Annotated in this window: 18 protein-coding genes; 14 read left to right on the forward strand and 4 right to left on the reverse strand. The window is 71.7% G+C overall.

Annotated elements, in window-relative coordinates; translation table 11 throughout:
• Positions 1-7: 7 nt before the first annotated feature.
• Positions 8-523 carry a phosphoesterase PA-phosphatase gene (locus HUT12_RS14315; protein ID WP_236145902.1) on the reverse strand — a complete coding sequence of 172 codons (516 nt, stop codon included), beginning with the start codon at positions 521-523 and terminating at the stop codon, positions 8-10.
• Positions 524-839: 316 nt separating this feature from the next.
• On the opposite strand from HUT12_RS14315, the gene HUT12_RS14320 reads away from it, so the two are divergent.
• The 3 genes from HUT12_RS14320 to HUT12_RS14330 all read left to right on the forward strand — a co-directional run bounded on the left by HUT12_RS14320 (position 840) and on the right by HUT12_RS14330 (position 3,842).
• The gene (locus HUT12_RS14320) at positions 840-1,352 is read left to right on the forward strand and encodes an ImmA/IrrE family metallo-endopeptidase (RefSeq protein WP_176093701.1); all 513 of its coding nucleotides are present in this window, start codon (positions 840-842) and stop codon (positions 1,350-1,352) included.
• Between the two features lie 14 nt (positions 1,353-1,366).
• Entirely contained in the window at positions 1,367-2,581 is a 1,215-nt protein-coding gene (locus HUT12_RS14325) for an MAB_1171c family putative transporter (protein ID WP_176093702.1), read from the forward strand.
• A 136-nt stretch (positions 2,582-2,717) separates the two neighbouring features.
• On the forward strand, positions 2,718-3,842 hold the full coding sequence (locus tag HUT12_RS14330; protein WP_176093703.1) for an AbfB domain-containing protein: 1,125 nt from the start codon (positions 2,718-2,720) through the stop codon (positions 3,840-3,842).
• 345 nt (positions 3,843-4,187) lie between these two features.
• On the opposite strand, the gene HUT12_RS14335 is transcribed toward HUT12_RS14330, so the two are convergent.
• A complete protein-coding gene (locus tag HUT12_RS14335) occupies positions 4,188-5,711 on the reverse strand; it encodes a non-reducing end alpha-L-arabinofuranosidase family hydrolase (RefSeq protein WP_176093704.1) in 1,524 nt (507 codons plus the stop codon).
• A gap of 749 nt (positions 5,712-6,460) precedes the next feature.
• Here HUT12_RS14335 and HUT12_RS14340 point away from each other — a divergent pair.
• The 4 genes from HUT12_RS14340 (at position 6,461) to HUT12_RS14355 (ending at position 9,561) form a co-directional block, all read left to right on the forward strand.
• Positions 6,461-6,868 (forward strand): Fur family transcriptional regulator, encoded by a 408-nt coding sequence (locus tag HUT12_RS14340; RefSeq protein ID WP_131053868.1) that lies wholly within the window; start codon positions 6,461-6,463, stop codon positions 6,866-6,868.
• A gap of 141 nt (positions 6,869-7,009) precedes the next feature.
• Positions 7,010-7,402, forward strand: coding sequence for an SCO5389 family protein (locus HUT12_RS14345; protein WP_176093705.1), 393 nt, complete (start codon positions 7,010-7,012; stop codon positions 7,400-7,402).
• On the forward strand, positions 7,392-8,480 hold the full coding sequence (locus HUT12_RS14350) for an LLM class flavin-dependent oxidoreductase (protein ID WP_236145790.1): 1,089 nt from the start codon (positions 7,392-7,394) through the stop codon (positions 8,478-8,480). The genes HUT12_RS14345 and HUT12_RS14350 overlap by 11 nt, the downstream gene beginning before the upstream one ends.
• A 124-nt stretch (positions 8,481-8,604) precedes the next feature.
• Entirely contained in the window at positions 8,605-9,561 is a 957-nt protein-coding gene (locus tag HUT12_RS14355; protein WP_176093706.1) for an ATP-binding protein, read from the forward strand.
• Between the two features lie 100 nt (positions 9,562-9,661).
• Here the strand turns inward: HUT12_RS14355 and HUT12_RS14360 are convergent, their stop codons facing one another.
• Positions 9,662-10,918 (reverse strand): GTP-binding protein, encoded by a 1,257-nt coding sequence (locus tag HUT12_RS14360; RefSeq protein ID WP_131053865.1) that lies wholly within the window; start codon positions 10,916-10,918, stop codon positions 9,662-9,664.
• A 147-nt stretch (positions 10,919-11,065) separates the two neighbouring features.
• Between HUT12_RS14360 and rpmB the strand changes: the two genes are divergently transcribed.
• From rpmB to HUT12_RS14380, 4 genes are all read left to right on the forward strand, one after another.
• Positions 11,066-11,302, forward strand: coding sequence for a 50S ribosomal protein L28 (gene rpmB, locus HUT12_RS14365; RefSeq protein ID WP_131053864.1), 237 nt, complete (start codon positions 11,066-11,068; stop codon positions 11,300-11,302).
• Complete coding sequence (rpmG, locus tag HUT12_RS14370) at positions 11,302-11,469, forward strand: 50S ribosomal protein L33 (protein ID WP_095565727.1); 168 nt, start codon at positions 11,302-11,304, stop codon at positions 11,467-11,469. Before rpmB ends, rpmG begins: the two co-directional genes overlap by 1 nt.
• Entirely contained in the window at positions 11,469-11,774 is a 306-nt protein-coding gene (gene rpsN / locus HUT12_RS14375) for a 30S ribosomal protein S14 (protein ID WP_131053863.1), read from the forward strand. Before rpmG ends, rpsN begins: the two co-directional genes overlap by 1 nt.
• Positions 11,775-11,894: 120 nt before the next feature.
• Positions 11,895-12,569, forward strand: coding sequence for a hypothetical protein (locus HUT12_RS14380; protein WP_161594980.1), 675 nt, complete (start codon positions 11,895-11,897; stop codon positions 12,567-12,569).
• Positions 12,570-12,657: 88 nt separating this feature from the next.
• Here the strand turns inward: HUT12_RS14380 and HUT12_RS14385 are convergent, their stop codons facing one another.
• Complete coding sequence (locus tag HUT12_RS14385; protein WP_131053861.1) at positions 12,658-13,527, reverse strand: amidohydrolase; 870 nt, start codon at positions 13,525-13,527, stop codon at positions 12,658-12,660.
• A gap of 113 nt (positions 13,528-13,640) precedes the next feature.
• Here HUT12_RS14385 and HUT12_RS14390 point away from each other — a divergent pair, with 113 nt between their 5' ends.
• The 3 genes from HUT12_RS14390 (at position 13,641) to HUT12_RS14400 (ending at position 17,286) form a co-directional block, all read left to right on the forward strand.
• Positions 13,641-14,900 carry a M20 family metallopeptidase gene (locus HUT12_RS14390; RefSeq protein WP_161594979.1) on the forward strand — a complete coding sequence of 420 codons (1,260 nt, stop codon included), beginning with the start codon at positions 13,641-13,643 and terminating at the stop codon, positions 14,898-14,900.
• 64 nt (positions 14,901-14,964) lie between these two features.
• Positions 14,965-15,972: a Gfo/Idh/MocA family protein gene (locus tag HUT12_RS14395; protein WP_176093707.1), complete on the forward strand. Its 1,008-nt coding sequence runs from the start codon at positions 14,965-14,967 to the stop codon at positions 15,970-15,972.
• 15 nt (positions 15,973-15,987) lie between these two features.
• Positions 15,988-17,286: an ABC transporter substrate-binding protein gene (locus HUT12_RS14400; RefSeq protein WP_254876823.1), complete on the forward strand. Its 1,299-nt coding sequence runs from the start codon at positions 15,988-15,990 to the stop codon at positions 17,284-17,286.
• Positions 17,287-17,303 lie beyond the last annotated feature (17 nt).

A 17,303-nucleotide genomic window follows, 5' to 3' on the forward strand; every position in this document is an offset into this window, starting at 1 on the left:
GCCCCGATCACCGCAGGGCGAGAAACGTCGGCGCCGCGACGAGCACCCCCACTGCGGTGCCGGCGATCACCTGGGCGACGGTGTGATCCCGCAGCCGTACGCGCGACCAGCCGACCAGCGCCACCAACGGGGCGGTGGCGAGGAGCACGGGACCGAACGCGACCACGAGCACCCCCGCCGACCCGGCGGCCACCGCGGCGTGGATGCTGAGCTTCCAGACGAGGTTCACCGCGGTCACCGCCACCCCGAGCAGGAACATCACCACGATGATCGCGGTGACCGGTCGGGGCGCGCCGAGACCGATCATCAGAGACAGTCCCACGAGTACGGAGAGCAGGCCGTACAAAAGAGGGGTCCGGCGCTGTTCGCGGACCCGGATGTGGTGGTCGGTCAGCCGCCCACGGCGGACGTCCCACCAGATCAACGCGTTGGGGATCGCCGAGCAGAACAGCGCGCCGACCAGCGCCCAGCCGAGGCCGTCGACGAGGGGCGACACACTCGTCACTCCGATGACGACGGGCATGGCCGCGGCCAGCAGTGCCGGTGCGAACACCTCGGTCACCACGCGCGCGGACCGTAGCGCCAGTCGACCGGCCTCGACCTCCCTGGTGTCGTGCACGTCCCGCATTCTGCCCCGTCGGGCCGGGACATCGCGGCAGGGGCTCGCGCCGCGTGGGGATCCCGCGATCGACGCCGGTTGGTTATGCTGCCCCCTTGTGCCGCCACTATTGTGGCGCGGCGCGAGGCTCGATGGACCGGACGTCGGACCAGGACACGAGGGCGGACGGCAGGCACGGGATCGTCTCGGTGGAGGCTCGCACGGGGGAGGCGCGGCGACGATGTGGCGGCAGAGACGGCAGATCCAGAAGCTGATCCGCCAACTCGTGGTCGACCTGCCGGCACCGCTGACGCTTCCCGGGACGATCTCCGCACTGGCCGCCGCCCGTCGCCGGGACATCCAGGTCCTCGCCATGACGATGGGCGAGCAGGCCGGTCCGTGTGGGCTGTGGGTGGCGACCACGGAGACGGATTACGTGCTCTACAGCCGCGACTCGTCCCCGGTCCTGCAGACCCAGACGATCCTGCACGAGTTGATGCACATCGCCCTGCGACACACCGGGAAGGTGGTGCTGCCGCCCACCACGCCGGAGCTGCCCGACGCGGCGGACGTGCAGGCACTGCTGGCCCGCTCGTCGTCGACGTTCCACGACCGCCAGGAACACGACGCCGAGCTGCTGGCCACCTACCTCGGCGCACAGATGGCCACCGCCGGCCAGGTGGGCGGCTTCGACGACCTCGCGGACGAGACGGCGGCGGTGATGTACCGCATCGCCGCCACGCTGACCGACTGAGCCGGGAGGTACGCATGCTGGTGGCGGCGGGCCACGTCGTGGCGCTGGTGGTCGCCGTCGCGGCGTTCGTCGTGAAGCTGGGCGCGCTACGGCGTGACCCGTCGAACCCGAGGATCCTGGCCAGTCTGGGGATCTGCCTGGGCTGCGGCGTCGCCGTCACCGCAGGGTGGGCCCCGGTGCACAGCTTCATCGACGGAGTGTCCGGGGTGCCGAACCTGGCCAAGCCCGTCGAGCACGGCGCGGCGCTGATCACCGCCACCGCCATCCAGTTCCTCTTCCTGCACCTTGGGGATCCGCAGCGGGCGCGTCGGTCGATGCGACGGCGATGGCTGTTCCTGGCGGTGGTGGCCACCGTCATGATCACGATGTTCTGGGCGGCCGACTTCGCCGAGTCCGAGCCGATGCACTTCGCCGAGCGCTACGGCGACAAGCCGCAGGTCATCGTCTACATGCTCGCGTTCCTGGCGTACCTGGGCGTCTCCGTGGTGGACATCCTGCGCATGTCGCTGGGCTACGCGCGTTTCGCCGGCACCCGGCTGAAGGTCGTGATGCGGCTGCTGAGTGCCGGTGCGTTCTTCGGCGCCGCCTTCGTGGCGCACAAGGCGCTGTTCCTCGCCTGGAGACTGGCCGACACCACACCCGCCTGGTCCGAGCCGGTCGCGTCGCAGTCACTGGTCACGCTCTCGGTCGTCCTGATCTGTTCGAGCTTCGTGCTCTCCACGGTGTGGCGGACCGTCGACGGTCTGCGGGCGTTCCCCCGCAAGAGCGCGCTCCACCGCGACCTGCATCCGCTGTGGCACCTGCTGTACCAGGCCGTGCCGAGCATCGCGCTGCACCCGCCCCGCCGGCCGGAGCGCAACCCCCGGTGGGTGTGGGGGATCGGACAACGGTTGTACCGGCGGTGCGTGGAGATCGGCGACGGCCTCCAGGCGGTGGGCCCCCCGGATCCGCTGGTGGTGGCGCAGGCCCGGCGGCGCGCCGAGGAGGCCGGTTGGGACGAGGCGCGGGCCGCCGCCGCCGGGGAGGCCGCCGGGATCCTGGACGCCGTCCGGCGGTACGCGCAGGGACACGTGGCCGGCGGCACGGTGGAGCCCGGCGTCGAACCGCCGTCGGGAGACATCGCACCCGCCGACGTGGAGGCCGACGCGCGTCGTCTTGCGCCGCTCTCCAGGGTGCTGGGTGAGCCACTGGTCCGCGATTCCGTCGCCGGTACCCTCGACACCCACTAGGTCGGCCAGGGCGTCGGCACGGCACCTGGTCCTCGACGAGGACTGGCGCCGACCCGTGTGGTGATGAGAGCGTATGGGCCGCAACCAGATGACTTGTCCGGGCGGGCGCGTGCGCGGGAAGCGGCAGGAGACCACCATGTCCGAGAAGGGCACCAACCAGCCACGTCTCCGTATCGGCGGCTGGCTCTCCCCGTCCGACTCCGATGCCACCCCGACAGCCTCCGTCCGATCGGGCGGCGGTCGCCATGACCGGCCCGCTGATCTGCCGCGACGCAGCACTCCGTCCCCGCTCCTGCCCCGCATCGTGCTGTCCGCGTCCGCCCGGCCGACCCGTACCTCCGCCGAGGCCGGCACCGTGTCCGGTCCGGCACTCGCGGGTGACGCGCCCGCCACCGACCTGCTTCCGCCGCCCGGCGGGCCGCACCGGCCCGACGGTGCCGGCGCGGCCGACGTTCGGCGCAAGCTGTTGCTCTGCGGGGTCGCCGTGGTCGCCGTGAGCACCGTCGTCGGCGCGACGGCACTGTACGGCGGTGACGCGCCCGAACCGGTACGCGGCGAGTTCGCTGCGGCGGTGCCCGGCCCGGACGTGGACGGGCCACCGTTCGGCCCGGGTGACCCCGGCGCCATCACACCGTCGGCAGCCACGGGGGTGCCCACCCTGTCTCCCGGCGCCATCCCGACCACCGACGGCGGCGGTGCCAGCGTGTCCCGCCGCGCCACTGCGGCCCCCACGTCCGCGGGTCCCGTCCCCGCCGTGCCACCACCGGTGGTGAGCGTCCCCGCGAGTCCCTCGTCGACGCCGACGGCTCCGGCCGGCACCGCCCTGACCCCGGGTACCCGCATCGGTCTGGAGGTGGCCGCCCTGCCCGGCCGTCGGGTGCGGCACGCCGGCTTCCAGGCCCAGGTCGACGCCGTCGACGCCGGCAGCAGCGCCGGTGCGAGGGCCGACTCCGGGTTCGTCGTGCGTACCGGCCTCGCCGGCGCCTGCCTCTCCTTCGAATCGGTCAACTTCCCCGGGCACTACCTGCGGCACCACGAGTTCCGGGTGTTCCTGCACCGTGCCGAAGGCGGCGACGTGTTCCGCGCCGACGCGACGTTCTGCCAGGTCGGCGGCATCGGCGGTACGCACACGTCACTGCGGTCCTACAACTACCCGAACCGGTACCTCCGCCACGACGGTCAGCGGCAGATGCAGGTGTCCCCGATCGGCGACGGCGCCTCCGCGTCCTCGGCCACTTTCGTGGTCCGACCTGCCCTGTGACATGCGCGTAGACCCCGCTCCTCGCTTTCGGACTGGGAGCCGCTCGGGCGGCGGCTGATCGTGGAGCACGGCAACGTGGGGCAGGGCAGCACGCCGAAGATCTGAGCGGCGTGACCGGCCATGTCCCGGCCGCGGCGGAACTGGTGCGACGCGCTGCCGGGGTGATCGCCGCCAGACACCGTGGTGACCTCGCCGCCACCGCCGGACGGCCCGAGACCTGACCGGCGGAAACGCCACCGGCGGCCCTGTCCCACGGGTACGGGACAGGGCCGCCGGGGTGCTCACCCCGGCGGGCCCACTGCGGGCCCGCCGGGTGTGTGGCGGTGGTTCAGCGTTGCAGGGTGATCAGCGTTGCAGGGTGAGCAGTCCGGGGCGGTACGGCAGGAGGCCGTAGTCGCCGCCGGAGTTGGGTGAACGGCCCTGGTAGAGGAACTGGAGGTTGCAGGCGTTGACGGTCATGGTCTGGTCGGCGTTGGTGCGGATGAGTTCGCCGTGGCTGATGTCGTTGGTCCAGGTGGCGCCGCTGTTGGCCTTACCGGCGAAGGGGTTGCTCTCGGTGGCGGCCTGGGGGGTCCAGGTGCCGCCGAGGCTGGTGGCGGTGAAGGAGCGGAAGTAGCGGCCCTGGGAGCCGATGGCCTCGACGAGCATGAGGTATCGGTTCTCGCCTTCGAGTTTGTAGACCTGTACGCCTTCGAAGAGGTTGTTGGTGGTGTCGGTCATGATCGTGGTGTAGTTGGAGCCGAAGCTGCCGGGGAAGTTCCCGATCGGCATGCTGGCCCGGTAGATGCGGCCGTTGTCTCCGGCGAAGAAGAGGTACATGTTCTGGCTGTCGCCGATGAGGGCCTGGTCGATGGGGCCGGTGCCGGAGTTGGAGATGGATCCGGTGAACAGGGTCTGCGCCGGTCCCCAACTGTTGACGTTCGTGGGGTTGGTGGAGGTGCGGTAGGAGAAGGCGGGGCCGCCCCACTGGTAGGCGAGGACCCAGACGTTGCGGGGTGCGAAGTAGAACAGTGAGGGGGCGACGGCGGAGAACGGCATGGCGTTCTGGCTGGCCGAGCCCATCTGGTTCCAGTTGGAGAAGAGGCCGAAGTTCATCGACCCCCAACTGGTGCCGAAGTCGTGGGTGGTGCCGTAGACGAGCTGCTGACCGTTGTAGGGGGCGTGGGTGAAGTCCTTCAACGACGCCCAGCCCGAGCGCGGCTGCGCCAACGCGCCCGTCGACGACCACCGGTACGACGACGGCAGACCACACGTACCCGACGGCGGCGGAGTGGTGGGCGTGGTCCCACCGTCGACGCGGACGAGCTGCCACTGCTGGTTGGCGCCGCCCCAGTCGTCGTACTGCACGATGTTGCCGCCGTCGGCGGTCGAGGCGCCCTGCACCTCCACCGCCTTGTTGCTGTTGCGGTTGATCAGGCGCACGTGCCCGCCGTCGGAGTCGGCCAACCGGAACTGCTGGTTGGTGCCGTTGCCGTCGCTCCACTGCACGATGTTCGCGCCGTTGGCGGTGGAGAAGTTGTAGACGTCCAGCACCTTGCCCGAGTGCCGGGACTTCAACCGGTAGTAGCCACCACCGGAGTCGACGAACTGCCACTGCTGCTGGTTACCGTTGTTCCGGGTCCACTGGGTGATTCGCGCACCGTCGCTCGTGGCCAGGTTGTACACGTCCAGGGCCTTACCGCTGTTGCGGTTGACCAACACGTACCACGCGTTGGTGTCGACCGTGGCCGCAGCGGCGGGCGTCGCCAGCACCGCGGCGGCGGCACCACTGACCATCACCGCTGCCACGCCGGCAGCGATGACCCGCGGCAACCACCGGCGCCGCCGCGACGGCGGTGCGATCGATGGAGATCTACCGAAGGCAGACATGATCCTCCTTCAATGACCAACAGATGAGCGGTCCACCCGGAGCCGGGCGCACCGTGACGCACGGGTCGGACGCGAGCACGGGATGGCAGCGCTAACATGATCGCCGCTCTCCTCGGGCGCGCCCGATCCCAGATCCGGCGTAGCGAGCTTGCCCGGTAGACCGCAGGCGCCGTCCTTAGGCATCGACTGTGAGCGATAACATGCCGTTCGTCAAGTCGTAACGTTCCCGACTCGACACCCCCGCGCCGGAGCTGCCGCACCGACGATCAGGGGTGGCCGTGCACGCCCGACGAGCCGGCGGGGTGAGCCTCCGGAGTTCCCGTCGTCGCGATCGGGAGTCGACCCGCCGTGTCAGCTGTCGAACCAGACGACCAGTCGCACGTGGTCGCCGGCCACCGCGTGCCAGGCGCCCGTGATGGCTCGCCTTGCCGACCAGGAGCTCTCCGGCGCTCGTCGGCCGGTACTCGTGAATCCGGTCGTCCACCCGGGCGCATCGACCGACGACCATGGCGAACCCGCGCCTCCCGGCCGGACCTCCACGCCGCCGTCGATGTCGGTGCCCACCGTATGCCCGCCTCATGCCGCACACGCCCGCCTCGGTGGCGGACACCACCGAGACGCGCAGTGGCCGGAGGCCGGCGCGACGGTGGCTATCATAATGGCCCGGCGACGAGTCGATGTGCCTCGCGTCGCCGACCCGGCCGCGAGGGTGGCACGCCGGCCCGAGGCCCGGACGAAGGGGAGTGGCGATGGCGATCAAATCGATTCCGGGCGCTGCCCGCAACACCAGGCAGCGGGCCGAGGTCGTCGGGCTGCTCGACGAGCTGACCGAGTTCCGTAGCGCCCAGGGGTTGCATGCCCAACTGCGGGACCAGAAGGCGTCGGTCGGCCTGACCACCGTCTATCGCACGCTCCAGGCGTTGGTGGACGCGGGGGAGGTCGACACGGTACGCCTGCCCTCCGGTGAGCAGTTGTACCGCCGGTGCAGTCGGACCCACCACCATCACCTCGTCTGTCGCGACTGCGGTCGCACCGTGGAGGTCGTCGGCCCGGCGGTGGAGGAGTGGGCCGAAGGTGTCGCGGCCCAGCACGGTTTCACCGACCTCAACCACACGCTTGAGATCGTGGGTGTCTGTGCCGACTGCGCGGCCCGATAGCGCGGCTCCTCTCGGGGCTGACCGGGGTGGCTCGCCGGACTCCGTGGTGGCTTTCCGTGTTCGGGCATTGACGGGTGGTCACCGGCATGGTGTGCTCAGTCTAACGAAAGCGAAAACCGTGATCGTTAACTGAGGAGGAGCATGTCTCTCACCGTGCCGCCCGACCTGCTGCGGGCCGCCGAGTCCGGCCCGGTCGACGACGAGGAGTTCGTGGCCTGCGTACGGGAGTCGTTGCCGTACGCCTGGCAGACCGTCAGCCGCGTGGCGTCGGATCTGGCTGCCTCGGGCGAGGAGTTCGCCGACAACGTGCTCCCGCCACCCAGCGAGGCGGAGCGGGGGCAACTGCTGCGGGCCCTGGCCAGCGACGCCATCCGGTCCAGCCTGGAGCGTCACTTCGGCGTGAAGCTGGCCTTCCAGAACTGCCACCGGGTCGCGGCCTTCCGGCCGGCGGCAGTCGACTCCGACACCTACCGCCGGTTCGTCTCCACCCGGGGCCAGTTGCTCAACCAGTCGCCCGAGCTGCGTGACTGCTGATCACCACCGCACCCGGCGAGCGGAACGCGGTGTGCACGCGCACCTGTTCCTGCTCGCCGGGCAGCGGCCCGGCGACACCCACGCCGACGCGCTCGCCGACGCCCACCGGTACGGCCGTGCGGCGGAGACCGCCGGATTCACCGGGGTGTGGATCGCCGAGCACCACTTCATCCCGTACGGCGTCTGTCCCTCGGCGGTCGCCTTCGCCGCGCACCTGCTCGGCGCCACCCGGCGCATCACGGTCGGCACCGCCGCCTGTGTGCTGTCCAATCGGCACCCGGTGGCACTCGGGGAGGAGGCGGTGCTGCTGCACGAACTCTCCGGCGGCCGGTTCCGGCTGGGGGTGGGCCGGGGTGGCCCCTGGGTGGACCTCGAGGTCTTCGGTACCGGCCTGGACCGGTTCCGGCACGGCTTCGGCGACTCGGTGGAACTGCTGCTGCGGTGGCTCTCCGGCGAACCGACCGTGGCCGGCAACGCGCGCTTCCCGTTCCGGCCGGTGCCGGTGGTGCCGCGACCGCGCAGCGGGGTGCCGCTCTGGGTGGCCGCGACCACCCCGGGCACCGTCGACCTCGCCGCCCGGTACGGCCTTCCGCTCCTGCTCGGCCTGCACGCCGACCTGGCCGAGAAGGCGGAACTGCTGGCCCGACACGCGCGGGTGGCCACCGCGTACGGGCACGATCCGGCCGGCATCCACCACGCCAGCGCCCATGTCGCCCAGGTGGCGGCGACCGACGACGCGGCGGCGCGGGCGGTTCGCGCCGGTCTCCCTCCGCTGCTGGCCGGCACCCGGGAGTACGTCCGGCTGGACGGTGCCGCAGGCGGGCGTCGCGATCCGGAGCGCTATGTGGACCATCTGATCGACATCCACCCGGTCGGTTCGCCCCATCGATGCCGGGAGGCGGTGGCCCGGGCGACGGCGCTGCCGGGCGTACGCCATCTGCTGTTCATGGTGGAGGCGGCCGGTGGCCGGGACGCCACCCTCGACACGATCCGTCGGCTCGCCGTGGACGTCCTCGACCTGCCCGTCCCGCAGACCGAGCCGGAGACGGCGTGGTCTGCCGGGGGTGGCGCCCCGTAACCGAGACGGAATCCCGGTGACCATTTTCTGACGCGATCAGCGGGTTCCGCGCGGCGGAAGCCGCACCACCCGTTACCATCGCGCTTGTGGAAACGGTTCCCGTTAGCGTCAAGGGGTGGTCGCGGTGAAGGTAGCGTTCGTCGGCAAGGGCGGCAGCGGGAAGACGACGCTCACCGCGCTCTACGCCCGTCACCTCGCCGCCGCGGGCCGGCCGGTGCTGGCAATCGACGCCGACATCAACCAGCACCTCGCCGTCGCCCTCGGTGGATCGGACCACGCCGCCACCCCCGTGCCGCTCGGTGCCCACCTGCCCGCGATCAAGGAGTACCTGCGCGGCGACAACCCGCGCATCGGCTCCGCCGCCGAGATGGTGAAGACCACCCCGGCGGGGCGGGGGTCACGCCTGCTCCGGGTGGACGAGGAGAACCCGATCTACACGAGCTGTGTGGCGCCCGTCGGTGAGGTGCGGCTGGCGGTGACCGGCGAGTTCACCGCCGAGGACCTGGGGGTCGCCTGCTACCACTCCAAGGTCGGTGCGGTGGAGTTGCTGCTCAACCACATGCTCGACGGCCCCGGCGAGTACGTGGTGGTGGACATGACCGCCGGTGCCGACTCGTTCGCCTCGGGGCTGTTCACCCGCTTCGACCGCACCGTGCTGGTCTGCGAGCCGACCGTACGCGGAGTCGGCGTCTACCAGCAGTACGCCGGCTACGCCCGGGACTACGGGGTGGCCCTGTCCGTGATCGGCAACAAGGTCGAGGACGCCGCCGACGTGGAGTTCCTCCGCGCGCACGTCGGCGACGACCTGCTGACCTGGGTGGGGCGCTCGGCGTACGTGCGCCGGGCCGAGCGGGGCGTCCTCGGACCGCTGGAGGAGGTGGAGGCGGAGAACCGGGCCGCGCTGGGCCGGCTGGCCGAGGTCGTGGACGCCACCACCCAGGACTGGGCGGCCTTCACCCGCTGGGCCCACGAGTTCCACCGGCGCAACGCCGTGGCCTGGGCCAACGACCGTACGGGTGTGGACCTCAGCATGCAGATCGACCCGGACTTCCAGATGGGACCGGCGACGGTATCCGCCTGATCGCGACAGCGGGCCCGGCCGGGTTCGACGGGCCGCGTCCGGACGCGGTCCGCGCGAGCACTGCCACCCGGGCAGCGGCCGCGCGGACCGGTGACGCCGGTCAGGCGTCGGTCATCGGGAAACACCCGGCGAACGGGTCGGGGTAACCGCGCCAGACGTCCTCGCCGTCGGCGAGTTCGGCGTCGGTGAGCAGGCATCCGGTGAGGGTGTGCCGCAGCGCGGCCGGGTCGAGGTCCAGACCGACGAAGACCAGGTGCTGGTTGCGGTCGCCGTAGTAGGGATCCCATTCGAGGGCGGCGGCGAGCCTGCGATGGTCGGAGACCTCGTCCCAGTGCGTGTCCGGCAGGCAGGTCAGCCAGCGCCCGAGCGAGCCGAGGCCGAGGCCGCCGCCGGCGAAGTCCCAGGCGACGACCGCCTCGGGTTGGCTGGCCAGCCAGAGGTGCCCCCGGGAGCGGATCACGTCGGCGTTGACGTCCTCCAGCACCGCGTGCAGGCGCTCGGCGTGGAACGGCCGGCGGGCCCGGAACACGACCGAGACGATCCCCTGGTCGGGGTGGGGTTCGTGGACACCGAGCAGGTGCCCTTCCAGGCCGCGGACCAGCACGCCAGGGGTCTCTGGTCGGTGCCGGTCGGTCCGGCGCAGCCGCCGGGCCAGGGCGTGCGCGTCGACCAGGTCGTCGTCGACGCGGATCTGGATCGCCCACGGCGCGATGCGTGCCAGCAACGTCGCGAGGCGGTGCGTGTCGTAGCCGCCGTCGGGGGAGTGTCCCCACAGGACGTGGGTGTCGGCGTACTCGATCTGCCGGACGACGACGTCGGCGAGTGCCCGGTCGTCGTCGGCGGCGGCGTGGATGTCCAGGGTCTTCAGGTCGTCGGTGCTGGCCAGGCCGTCGAGCAGGTGTTCGGCGTCGACGACGGTGACGTAGGAGTCGACGTGCAGCAGGTCGGTCAGCGGCGTGCCGTCGACGAGGCAGTGGGCGCAGGCGGCGGCGACCGCCTCCGGCTCGACCACCTCCGGCAGCATCAACACCAGGTCCCGGTGCGGATGGGTGCCGGCCAGCCGGGCGAGAGTGGGGAGGACGTCGTCGCGCAGTGTGCAGGAGACGCAGCCGTGGGCCAGCGTGATCCGCTCGTCCTCCAGCACCCCCGACCGGTCGCGGACCACCCGGTGCACGACACCGGCCCGTACGTCGCCCAGGTCGTGCCGGACCAGCAGCAGCGCCGGGTCCGCGGTGAGCAGCGTGCGGGCGACGGCGTAGGTCGCGGCCGGCCAGAAGCCACTGAGCACGGTCAGTGAGGGCGGTCCGGCTCGCTGGACGGCGGCCGGGCCGGTCGACGTGACGGATGACGTGGACATCACAGCCCTCTCGACGTAGTTGAAAACGGTTGTCATTATAGACACGTGATCGTTCCCGAGACGAAGCCCGTCGCGCCCGCCTCCTCGGCGTGGACCCCGGACCTGTCGGGAGCGGTCCTGTCGTTTCCATCTGTGAAGGAGCAGGCCATGTCGCGACGCTGCGACGTCACCGGGGCGAAGCCGAGCTTCGGCAACGCCGTGTCCCACTCCCATCGGCGGACCCGCCGCCGGTGGAACCCGAATCTGCAGAACCACCGCTACTGGCTGCCCTCGGAGCGCCGCTGGATCCGGCTGACGCTGACCGCCAAGGCGCTGCGGACCGTGGACCGCGACGGCATCGAGAAGGTCGTCGCCCGACTGCGCGGCAGGGGGGTGACGGTCTGATGGCCCGGCAGACCGACGTCCGGCCGATCGTTCGCCTGCGCAGCACGGCCGGCACCGGCTACACCTACGTGACCAGGAAGAATCGCCGAAACGACCCCGACCGGCTGGTGCTGCGCAAGTACGACCCGATCGTGCGCCGGCACGTCGAGTTCCGCGAGGCACGCTGATGGCCCGCACCGGCCTGGTCGGTCGTCAGGAACGCCGGGTGGAACTCGTGGCCCGGTACGCCCCGCACCGCGCCGCTCTCAAGCGGGCCATCGCACACCCGGGGACCGACCCGGCCGACCGGGAGGACGCGGTACGCCGACTCGCCCGGCTGCCCCGCGACTCCAGCCCGGTCCGGCTGCGCAACCGCGACATGGTCGACGGTCGCCCCCGAGGTGTTCTCGCCCGGTTCGGGCTGTCCCGGGTCCGGTTCCGCGAGATGGCCCTGCGCGGCGAGCTGCCCGGCGTCCGCAAGGCGTCCCGCTGAGACGCGACACCGAGGGACCCGGTGCCGCCACCGACGGGTGAACCCCGATTGTCCCGCCCGGCGTCCGGTGCCGACGTCGGGCGGGCGCGGCTGTCGGAGGGGCGTGTGAAGATCCTCGCCGTGACCGAATGGATCTACAACGAGCGTCCGGCGGGCGTACGGTTCCTGACCGAGCGCATCGGGGAGCCCGGACGCGACGAGATCGAGGCCGAGATCTGGGCCTGGATCGTGCGCGGCGAGACCGACGCCGACGAGTTCGTGGACTTCTTCGACCAGGACGAGCAGCGCCACGGTGCCACCGACGAGGAGTTACGCGCGGCGTACGGGACGGCGCTGGCGGCGCGGCGGGAGCAGCAACGCGGGTGGGGCGAGGTGTGCGGCAACCTCACCCGCGCCTTCGCCGAACTCCACCGGCGCGGAGTGGTGGCCAGGGAGAACTTCAGCTGCTGCGGCACCTGCGCGGCGGGCGAGATCCACGACGAGCGGGACGACTCCCGGCACTGGCACGGTTACCTCTGGTATCACCAGCAGGACACCGAGTCGCTCATCGACAGCGAGGACGGCCAGGTCTGGCTCGGCTACGGCGCCTATCCGCCGGTGGACTTCGACGAGGCCGCCTATGCCGCCCTCTCCGAGGCCGAGCAGCAGGCCGGCTACCAGGCCGACCTGGAACGCCTCCTGGACGACCTCGTCTTCCCGGTGCTGCGCGAGCACGGCCTGCGGGTGGAGTGGAACCGCAAGCAGTCCCAGCGGATCCGCGTCACCGGCGCCCAGTGGTACGCGTCGGTGATCTGAGCGTCGGCACCGGCGGGCCGCCCCCGGCTCGCCGGTGCGACACCCGGTAGGACTGCCGGCTGGCGGGCTGCTGCACCCCGGCGCGACCTCAGGACGACGGCTCGGCCGCTGACACGTCGCCTCCCGTGGCGGTCGCCCGGTCGAGGACGCGGCGCAGGTTGGCGCCGAAGACGTCCGCCCGCTCGGTGGGGGCGAGGTCGTCCAGACCGACGGGCTCCAGCGTCTGCGCGAACGACACGTGGTCGAGGCTGGGCGGGAAGTCCGAGCCCCAGTACAGTCGGCGGCTCCCGAAACGCTCCAGGAGCAGCTCGACGAAGGGGCGGGCCGCCGCGTGCGGCCAGGCGTGCGGCGGCTCGCTGACCGCGTACAGGCCGGAGATCTTCACCCCGACGTGCGGCAGTGGGGCCAGGTCGAGCAGCGGTGTCAGGGTCTCGGCGGCCTGCTGCGGGTTCGGGGGCGTCGCCCGGCTCCCGGGCAACCCGAGATGGCTGAACAACACCGGGCATCCGTCGAGGGCGGCGAGCGCGGTGCCGAGTCGGCGGGTGGCGGCCGGGGTCGCGTTGAGGCTGAGCACCGCACCGGCCGTGATGAGGTCGCCGGCGGAGCCGGCCACCCAGTCGGTGAAGCGGTCGGCCGCCTCGGCGTCCGTCAGGTACACGGCCAGCCCGACGAACCCGGCTGCCCACCAGCGGGCCAACTGCCCGTCCGCCGGTCCACCTGGTGGAACGTAGGCGACCGGGGCAATCCAGGGGTGCCGGGCGGCGAGACCGGCCAGGTAGTCGTTGTTCCCGGCGAAGCGCGACTCGCCCTCGTATCCGACCACGAGGGCCCGATCGATGCCGTGCACACGACGGATGTCCTGATATGCGGCGATCTCCTGGCCGCCGGCAGGGGAGCGCCCGTACCGGCCCGGGTAGCCGTCGGCGAACAGGTGCAGATGGGCGTCAGCGCGGTCCATGGTCACGGACGATAACCCAAATTCTGGCGGGTTATTGACGCGGACACCCCCCTGACTTAGGTTCTTGTCTCAATTAGGTCCGGATTGCAGGTCGCGAGCGAGGGGTGGGCCGGGTGGCGCGGGGACACGACGGGGTTGATGAGCTGGTACGGCTGAGGCGTCAGCTCCATCGCCACCCCGAGCTGCGGTTTACTGAACACCGTACGGCCGGGACATTGGCCGAGAAGCTTCAGCCGTTTGGGCGGCTGCGGACCGGAATCGCCGGTACCGGATTGCTCCTCGAACTCGAAGGGTCCCTCCCGGGGCCGTCGGTCCTTCTTCGGGCCGATATGGATGCCTATCCCGTGCAGGACGCCAAGACCGCCCCCTACGCGTCGACGAACGCCGGGGTCTGTCACGCCTGCGGACACGACGTGCACATGACCGTCGCCTACGGCACCGCCGCCCGGCTCGCCGCCGCACCGCCGGCCCGGGGCTCGGTCACCGTGCTGTTCCAACCGGCCGAGGAGATCCCGTTCGGCGAGACCTCCGGAGCCGCCGCGGTCCTCGTCGACGAGGCGCTGTGCGGCCGACGCTTCGACGCCGTACTCGGCCTGCACTGCTGGCCCGACCTGCCGGTCGGCGCGCTCGGTGTGGACCGCACCACCGCCATGGCGGCCAAGGACGCGTTCCGCGTCGAGGTCCTCGGCCGGGCCGCGCACGCCGCCACCCCGGCGCTGGGCCGCGACGCCATCCTCGGGCTCAGCGGCATGGTGAACATGCTGCACGCCGCGGTGGCCCGGTCACGCAACGCCGACGAACTCGTGGCCTTCAACATCGGCACCATCTCCGGCGGGGCCAGCCAGAGCCAGGTCGCCGGGTACGCGGAGGCCACCGGCACGCTGCGCACCCTCGACGAGGGCACCCGCGAGCGGCTCAAGACGGTCATCGAGCGGGTCGCCCGCCAGCAGGCCGCCGCGCTCGACCTCGGCGTTCGCTTCACCTGGGCCAACGAGATGCCGCCGGTCCGCAACGCGGCCGAACTCGTCGCGCTCGCCCACGCCGAGCTGCCCGGCCTCATGCAGGTGACGGACCTCGCGGTGCCGCCGCTGACCACCGACGACTTCGCGCTGCTCGGCGCACTTGGCCCCAGCCTGTACGTCAAGCTCGGCGTCACCGGCGAGCGTGGTGGCGCGCCCCTGCACTCCGGCTCGTTCGACGTCGACGAGCGGTGCCTAGAGGTCGGTGTGACCGCCTTCGAACGGCTCACCCGGGCGGTGTTGGACGGACGGCTCACCGTCGATCCGACCGGCAGCGCTACCGCCGCCGGTGCCGCTGTGGCCGTACCGGCACCCGCCGGGCCGGACGCGACCGTCGCGGCGGTGACGGCGTGAACCGCGTGGCGGGGCGCGCTGCCCCGGTACCCGTCGAGGGCACCCGCTCCGGCGGAGGCGCGGCATGAGCGCCGTGCCGGAGGTCGCCGTCGTCGGCGCGGGAGCGTTCGGGCTGCGGCACGTCGCCGCGTACCGGTCGCTCGGCGTACCCGTGACCGCGCTGGTCGACCCGGACCCCGCCGTGCGCGACCGGGCCGCCGCCGCGCACGGCGTCGCCCGCACCTTCGGCACCGTCGAGGAACTGCTCACCGCCGGCGCCCCGCAGGCCGCCTCGGTCTGCGTACCCGGACCCGCCCACCGCGCGGTCGCGGTCGCGCTGCTCGCCGGCGGGGTGCCGGTCCTGGTCGAGAAGCCCCTCGCGGCGACGGTCGCCGACGCCGCCGCGATCGTCGCGGCGGCCCGCACCCACCGGGTCCTCTGCCAGCCCGGACACATCCTGCGCCACAGCGCCCCGCACCGGGCGCTGTACGACGCGGTCCGCGCCGGCCGGCTCGGCCAGGTGCTGGCCGTCTCCTCCCGTCGGGACCGGCCGCGCGCACTCAGCCGGCTCTTCCCCGACGAGCACCCGGCCCTGCTCACCGCCGTGCACGACGTCGACCTGGCCATCTGGTACGCCCAGTCGCCCGTGGTCGAGGTCCGCGCGACCGCCCGGACCCGACCGGGACCGGCCTCGCCGGTCCTGGTGTGGGCGGAGCTTCGGCACGCCAACGACGTCGTGTCGTCGATCCGCAACAGCTATCTCCTACCTGACACCACGCCCAACCACACCTCGGACCTGGTCGAGGTGTACGGCACCGACGGGGTCGCCCACGTCGACCTCGGCCACCCCACGCTGCTCGTCCAGGCCGAGCGGACCGAGGCGCCGGACTGGCTGCTCTCGCCGGCCGACGGCGGCGGCGCGCTCGCCGCCGAACTACGCCACTTCGTCGGTCAGGTGACCGGCACCGAGTCGTCGGCGGTCGTCCCGCTCGCCGACGGACTGCACGTGGTGCAGGTCGCCACGGCCATGGCCGACAGCGCCGCCGCCGGTGGCGAACCCCGTCGGATCTCCTCCCTCGAACCCCTCTCCTGACAGGAGCTTGCGCCGATGTTTCGACGTAGATTGACCGGCGTTCTCGCCGCCGGTGTGGCCACCGCCGCGATGCTGGCCGGATGCGGGGGCGGTGGCGACGCCGCCGACGGCCCGGTCACCCTGAAGGTGCTCACCTGGGAGCCGGGCGGCTCCGAGTACTGGCAGCAGGTGAAGACCACCTTCGAGGCCAGCCACCAGAACATCAAGCTGGACCTGCAGTCGGTCCCGTTCGACAAGTACCCGGAGGTGCAGGGGCCGTACATCACCTCGCAGTCCGGGCCGGACGTGATGGCGAACAACGCCGGACTGGAGCTGTTCGACCGGCGGGGCGCGTACGTGCCACTGGGTGACCGGGCCGCCGAGATCAACAAGGACCTGGTCACCTACAGCGGCGCCTGCGAGGGCTTCGACACCAGCAAGGCCTGCTTCGGCGTGCCCTTCTCCTACCAGGGCAACGTCCTCTACTTCAACAAGGACGTGCTGCGCGGTGCCGGGCTGGACCCGGAGAACCCGCCGGCCACCTGGGACGAGTTCGGCGCCGCCTGCGAGGCGATCAAGAACTCCGGCAAGACCTGCCTGGCGCTGGGGCTGTCCGGCACCTTCCCGGCGTACTGGGACTTCCCGGAGATCGCCCGCAACTACCTGACCGAGGACGACATCCGCGGCCTGCTCGCCGGCACGCTGTCCTGGAAGGACCCGAAGCTGGTCCAGGTCCTGGAGAAGCTCGCCGAGATCACCACCAAGGGCTGGACGAACAAGAACGCACCGTCGATCACGATGCTGCCCGACGGCGCGGACATCTTCCAGCGCGGTGACGCCGCCTTCGCCGGCACCATCATCTCCGACGCGGTGAACTGGGAGGCGTTCGGCAAGGCCCTCGGCGACGACAAGCTCGGCGTCACCCGGTGGCCGGTGATCAACCAGTCCGCGCCGCTGGCCGGGAAGTTCTCCGGCATCGAGGGCGCCGTCTACGGCGTGACGCAGTGGAGCGAGAAGAAGGAAGCCGGCCTGGAGTTCATCACCTGGCTGGCCGGCAAGGAGAACGGCGAGCTCTGGGTGAAGCACGCCAAGGGTCAGCCGCTCAACAAGAACGTCGACCCCGCGTTGCTGCCCTCGTCGCCGGCCTTCAAGAAGATCCAGGAGTTCGTGGCCGAGCCGACCCTGCACGCCGGTGTCATGCTCTCCGGCCCGGAGGCCGACGCACTGGCCCGAGGCTGGCAGCAGATCACCCTCGGTCAGCTCACCGTCGACAAGTGGGCCGACCAGATGCAGCAGGCGCTGGAGCGCAGCCCGACGAAGAAGCAGGGCAACTAGTCGCACCGGGTGGGGTG

The sequence above is a fragment of the Verrucosispora sp. NA02020 genome, from assembly GCF_013364215.1.
Taxonomy (GTDB): domain Bacteria; phylum Actinomycetota; class Actinomycetes; order Mycobacteriales; family Micromonosporaceae; genus Micromonospora.

What these genes read in the sequence shown, in the direction of transcription:
- HUT12_RS14315 (WP_236145902.1), bottom strand. Translation starts at nt 523, where the DNA reads ATGCCCGTCGTCATCGGAGTGACGAGTGTGTCGCCCCTCGTCGACGGC.
- HUT12_RS14320 (WP_176093701.1), top strand. Translation starts at nt 840, where the DNA reads ATGTGGCGGCAGAGACGGCAGATCCAGAAGCTGATCCGCCAACTCGTG.
- HUT12_RS14325 (WP_176093702.1), top strand. Translation starts at nt 1,367, where the DNA reads ATGCTGGTGGCGGCGGGCCACGTCGTGGCGCTGGTGGTCGCCGTCGCG.
- HUT12_RS14330 (WP_176093703.1), top strand. Translation starts at nt 2,718, where the DNA reads ATGTCCGAGAAGGGCACCAACCAGCCACGTCTCCGTATCGGCGGCTGG.
- HUT12_RS14335 (WP_176093704.1), bottom strand. Translation starts at nt 5,711, where the DNA reads ATGTCTGCCTTCGGTAGATCTCCATCGATCGCACCGCCGTCGCGGCGG.
- HUT12_RS14340 (WP_131053868.1), top strand. Translation starts at nt 6,461, where the DNA reads ATGGCGATCAAATCGATTCCGGGCGCTGCCCGCAACACCAGGCAGCGG.
- HUT12_RS14345 (WP_176093705.1), top strand. Translation starts at nt 7,010, where the DNA reads ATGTCTCTCACCGTGCCGCCCGACCTGCTGCGGGCCGCCGAGTCCGGC.
- HUT12_RS14360 (WP_131053865.1), bottom strand. Translation starts at nt 10,918, where the DNA reads ATGTCCACGTCATCCGTCACGTCGACCGGCCCGGCCGCCGTCCAGCGA.
- rpmB (WP_131053864.1), top strand. Translation starts at nt 11,066, where the DNA reads ATGTCGCGACGCTGCGACGTCACCGGGGCGAAGCCGAGCTTCGGCAAC.
- rpmG (WP_095565727.1), top strand. Translation starts at nt 11,302, where the DNA reads ATGGCCCGGCAGACCGACGTCCGGCCGATCGTTCGCCTGCGCAGCACG.
- rpsN (WP_131053863.1), top strand. Translation starts at nt 11,469, where the DNA reads ATGGCCCGCACCGGCCTGGTCGGTCGTCAGGAACGCCGGGTGGAACTC.
- HUT12_RS14385 (WP_131053861.1), bottom strand. Translation starts at nt 13,527, where the DNA reads ATGGACCGCGCTGACGCCCATCTGCACCTGTTCGCCGACGGCTACCCG.
- HUT12_RS14395 (WP_176093707.1), top strand. Translation starts at nt 14,965, where the DNA reads ATGAGCGCCGTGCCGGAGGTCGCCGTCGTCGGCGCGGGAGCGTTCGGG.
- HUT12_RS14400 (WP_254876823.1), top strand. Translation starts at nt 15,988, where the DNA reads ATGTTTCGACGTAGATTGACCGGCGTTCTCGCCGCCGGTGTGGCCACC.